Origin of the sequence: Flavobacterium sp. I-STPP5a, assembly GCF_009764685.1 — a bacterium.
GTDB lineage: Bacteria > Bacteroidota > Bacteroidia > Flavobacteriales > Flavobacteriaceae > Flavobacterium.
Genome location: NZ_VHLM01000062.1, coordinates 1 through 4,324, shown reverse-complemented (window position 1 = coordinate 4,324; position 4,324 = coordinate 1). Strand labels below are relative to the sequence as shown.

Sequence of the window (4,324 nt, the reverse complement as noted above, 5' to 3'; positions counted from 1 at the left end):
GTTCTTCTTCCCTTTTGGTTTTTTCTGAATTTTACTTTTTCTTGTTTTTGAAATAATTAAGTATAATTCCTTCTTTTATTTTAAAAATAAACAAAGCTTATGCATCTCGAAAAAAAAGGATAAAAAAGCTAGTCATAGTAAGGGTTAAGAAGGTTTTTTAACCTCCCGAGATAAGAGGTATTTAAGAAATGAAAAACGTCAAAGGTAAGAGGTATTTAAGAGTTTTAAGAGTTATAATATTGCTACTCTTAATTTTTTTATATATTTGCATAAATTACTCTTAACTCAAAAACATAAGTGTATGGTTCTTAATGACAAAGAAATGATTTTAAGCTATGTTTTGTCAATTGCAAAATATAACTTTTCTGCCTATGAACAGCGTGTTTTGAACTGTTTAGTATACATTGCGCAACAAATTATTGAAGGTAAACAATTGCATAAAGATTTTACGATACAGCCCGCTCTGCTTGATAATTTGCATATAATTAACTGCCCTTTGTCCATTTTTGCAAAGAATGAAGATGACAGAAATACCGAAGAGATTAAAAAAGCATTACGCTCTTTAAGAAATAAAACGATAGAATATCAGTATCATCCTAACCCAAATAGCAAGCATTATATTTGGACATTGATTGGTATCATTGAGCTCCCGAAGTTTGACACAAGGGGACGAGTTGAATTTAAAGTACATCAAGAGATTTATGAAGCTATATTCCATTTTGCAAAGGGATATAGGAAAATTGAGTTTGCTAAAATGATGAGTTTTGAAAGCACGTATGCAATGCGATTGTATGAAATTATAAGTACTGAACAAAAGCTGCACCCTTATAAAATAGACACTTTACGAGCAATGTTTAAGCTTGAAAACAAGTATAAACAAAATAAAGATTTCTTTACATACGTCATAGATACCGCCAAAAAAGAACTTGATGCGCATTCGCCTTATACTTTCACATACAAGCGTTTGGCTGGAGATGGTAGAACCGAAGTTACTAAACGAGGTCAAAAAATTGAATATATCAAGTTTTACCCTGTGTACCAAGACAAACACGCCAGTAAAAAGCTAGAAGAAACCAAGCTGAAAAAGCAAGTTTCCTTGCGTTTTGATTTAGATGTTGTTGTACTGAATTATTTAAGGGAGAATTTTGCTTTTTCAGATGCCGGAATAAAAAATAATCTTGATTTATTCAAAGATTGTCAAAAGAATTTACCTGATTTTATACTGTCTTTGAGCAAATTAAAAGTAAAAGCTGATGCTGGTTCTAAGGGGCAAGGCTGGGTCATCAATGCTCTTAGAAAACAATTGAAAGATTTAGAACCTGTAGAGAAAAAAGCGCCTATAAAAAGGGGTAAACAAGCCGTTAGCTCGATTGAAAAAGTAACAGATAATGTAGATGTTATGGGTGTTTTAAGAGATATAACAAATAAAAAAACTATAATCTAAACAAAAGGGGAGAAAGGCTTTTCATTGTCCTAATTTGTGTTTGTTGTTTTTTATAATAATTATAAAATTATTGTTTTTTTCTTTGGTGGTTACAGGGAAATCTTTAAAAAAATAAATGAGTTCAAAGAATTTCATGACTCTTTCAACAGGGGTTAATTTTAAGAATTCCTTTTCTTGCATTTTATTGCTTTCTTCTTTTGTTCTAAAAGACATTTTCATAAAAATCAAATTAGTATTAAATATGGTCGAATTTTACTGAATTTATGGAAGAGTAACTCTCTCGATTTTTACTAAATATAGGGCGGGGGTTCCGCCTTGTCTTTAGTAAAAATGAGGGTAGCGAAGCGATTAATTATATCATCGAGATAATCCTCTGCTTTGAATTTTCTGTTGTTGCTGCACTTTTTCTTGAGATATTTTAATAGATTCCTCTTGTGCTTTAGCCTTTAATAATTGGGTTTCAATGTCTTTAACTGTTCCGTTTTTTAGAGTGTTTTGATATTCGAAACTTTCCTTTATATCTCTTTTAAATTCAAACTTACTATCAAAAGAATTTTCAATTTTATTGAAAAATTCTACTCGGTTAAACCCTCCTTTTACTGCTCCTTTACTCGTTCCTCTGTGGTTACTCTGTGGACTAATTTTCACACGATTGTCTGCCGTTTTTCTACTCACAATGATATGTGCGTGCATATCTTTCTCCCGCTCTCCTTTTCGTTCGATATGTATTTTAGAATAGTATAATAAATCGTCTTTTTTCAAGTCTTTATTGAAGTTTTGGGCATATTTTTCCATTACTTCCCCTTTAATGAATTCTTTGAAATTTCGGCTTTGCTCTTCTGGAGTTTTACCCATTGCATTAATTTCTTTTTCGCTGGGTGATATAGTCAAAACAAAAAACTTAGCATCTGTTTTCAAAAGTTGCCCCTTGTTCTCGTCTAGCTTCTTTATCATTTGGCTGGCATTGGCTCGTTCTTCTTTGTGGTTAAAAAACGGTTCTATCTCATTGCCCTGTTCTAATTGTTTTTTGTCTTCGTGTTCCAAATATTCTACAACGTTGGAACAGCTTCCCGAATTGGAATAAGTGCCTGCTCCTCCTCCTTGGATTTTGACATTCATTATTTTAATATTTTTTTGAAATTATCAAAAATTCCTTTGTTTTTTTCCTCTAAGGTTTGGCCAAGTTGAAGTATAATTTGACGCATTTGCTGTTGGTCTTTTAATAAACCTTCTTTCTGTTCCTGAAGTATTTTAATTTGGTCCTGGTGTGCTTTTTGTTCCAGGATCAAACGCTCTTTATTTTGTTCGATGTTTTTATTTACAAATAAATTTATTGAATTTCTTAAAGAAGTAATTTCATCTTTATGTTCAATATTACTTTTTGCAACTTGAACCAAAAAAGGTTTTAAAATATCTCGCTCCTGTGCTTTAATAAATTTAAAAACATCCTCGATGCGCTTGTGCATCTTCTCAATTTCCTGTGTCGGCTTTTCGTGTTTACTCGGATTGATTGCATAATCATTAAAGTACTTCAATGATATGGTTATAAAGTCTTTTTTCGTGAGCTTTGTACGGGTACAAAATTCGCTTAATGCTTCGTTTGTGGTTTGGTCGATTGCTACGTTAGAATTCTTCATTTTATATGCCGTTATATATTAAAATCATTTGTAACTACTTGTTACAAAGGTATATTAAAAAGTAATATATTTTTAATATATCAAAATAAAAATTTTTATTTTTGTTTAAGGTTGAGAATCAACCTTTTAACCTCGTAGAGCAAGAGAGAACAGGACGTAAGTCCCGTTCCCTCTTGCTCTCTTAATAAATTGGGTTGTTCACTGATTTTTTAGCGAAATGAAGCAAACAAATATTTGAGTTTAGGACGAATGAAATGAGGAACTAAACGAAAATTTTGTGCAGCTGAATGAGATAATAAAATCTTTTTTTTAGTTTTAAAAATGCCTTAAAGGGAAATAAGGCGTTTTAAAGCCTCTTTTTCCTTTAAGACTTACATTTCCCTATAAATGCAAAATAAATCAAAAAAAGAGCTTAAAAAGGGGTTAAAAACGAACCGCCCGCGCCCGCTGGTGTGTTTCCTTTTTTTCTTTTTTGTTTTGTTTTCTTTCTCGTTGGTTCTTCTTCCCTTTTGGTTTTTTCTGAATTTTACTTTTTCTTGTTTTTGAAATAATTAAGTATAATTCCTTCTTTTATTTTAAAAATAAACAAAGCTTATGCATCTCGAAAAAAAAGGATAAAAAAGCTAGTCATAGTAAGGGTTAAGAAGGTTTTTTAACCTCCCGAGATAAGAGGTATTTAAGAAATGAAAAACGTCAAAGGTAAGAGGTATTTAAGAGTTTTAAGAGTTATAATATTGCTACTCTTAATTTTTTTATATATTTGCATAAATTACTCTTAACTCAAAAACATAAGTGTATGGTTCTTAATGACAAAGAAATGATTTTAAGCTATGTTTTGTCAATTGCAAAATATAACTTTTCTGCCTATGAACAGCGTGTTTTGAACTGTTTAGTATACATTGCGCAACAAATTATTGAAGGTAAACAATTGCATAAAGATTTTACGATACAGCCCGCTCTGCTTGATAATTTGCATATAATTAACTGCCCTTTGTCCATTTTTGCAAAGAATGAAGATGACAGAAATACCGAAGAGATTAAAAAAGCATTACGCTCTTTAAGAAATAAAACGATAGAATATCAGTATCATCCTAACCCAAATAGCAAGCATTATATTTGGACATTGATTGGTATCATTGAGCTCCCGAAGTTTGACACAAGGGGACGAGTTGAATTTAAAGTACATCAAGAGATTTATGAAGCTATATTCCATTTTGCAAAGGGATATAGGAAAATTGAGTTT

At 31.2% G+C, this 4,324-nt stretch carries 5 protein-coding genes; 2 read left to right on the top strand and 3 right to left on the bottom strand.

What is annotated here, in order from left to right:
- Positions 1–301 precede the first annotated feature (301 nt).
- Positions 302–1,444, top strand: coding sequence for a replication initiation protein (locus FJV36_RS12505; RefSeq protein WP_158981169.1), 1,143 nt, complete (start codon positions 302–304; stop codon positions 1,442–1,444).
- Between the two features lie 21 nt (positions 1,445–1,465).
- On the opposite strand, the gene FJV36_RS12500 is transcribed toward FJV36_RS12505, so the two are convergent.
- The 3 genes from FJV36_RS12500 to FJV36_RS12490 form a co-directional block, all read right to left on the bottom strand.
- On the bottom strand, positions 1,466–1,663 hold the full coding sequence (locus FJV36_RS12500; protein WP_158727910.1) for a hypothetical protein: 198 nt from the start codon (positions 1,661–1,663) through the stop codon (positions 1,466–1,468).
- A 138-nt stretch (positions 1,664–1,801) separates the two neighbouring features.
- Positions 1,802–2,563 carry a DUF5712 family protein gene (locus FJV36_RS12495; RefSeq protein ID WP_158727909.1) on the bottom strand — a complete coding sequence of 254 codons (762 nt, stop codon included), beginning with the start codon at positions 2,561–2,563 and terminating at the stop codon, positions 1,802–1,804.
- Positions 2,563–3,081 (bottom strand): BfmA/BtgA family mobilization protein, encoded by a 519-nt coding sequence (locus tag FJV36_RS12490; RefSeq protein WP_158727908.1) that lies wholly within the window; start codon positions 3,079–3,081, stop codon positions 2,563–2,565. Before FJV36_RS12490 ends, FJV36_RS12495 begins: the two co-directional genes overlap by 1 nt.
- A gap of 796 nt (positions 3,082–3,877) precedes the next feature.
- Here FJV36_RS12490 and FJV36_RS12485 point away from each other — a divergent pair.
- A partial coding sequence (locus FJV36_RS12485) for a RepB family plasmid replication initiator protein (protein ID WP_158981167.1) occupies positions 3,878–4,324 on the top strand: 447 nt, incomplete at its 3' end.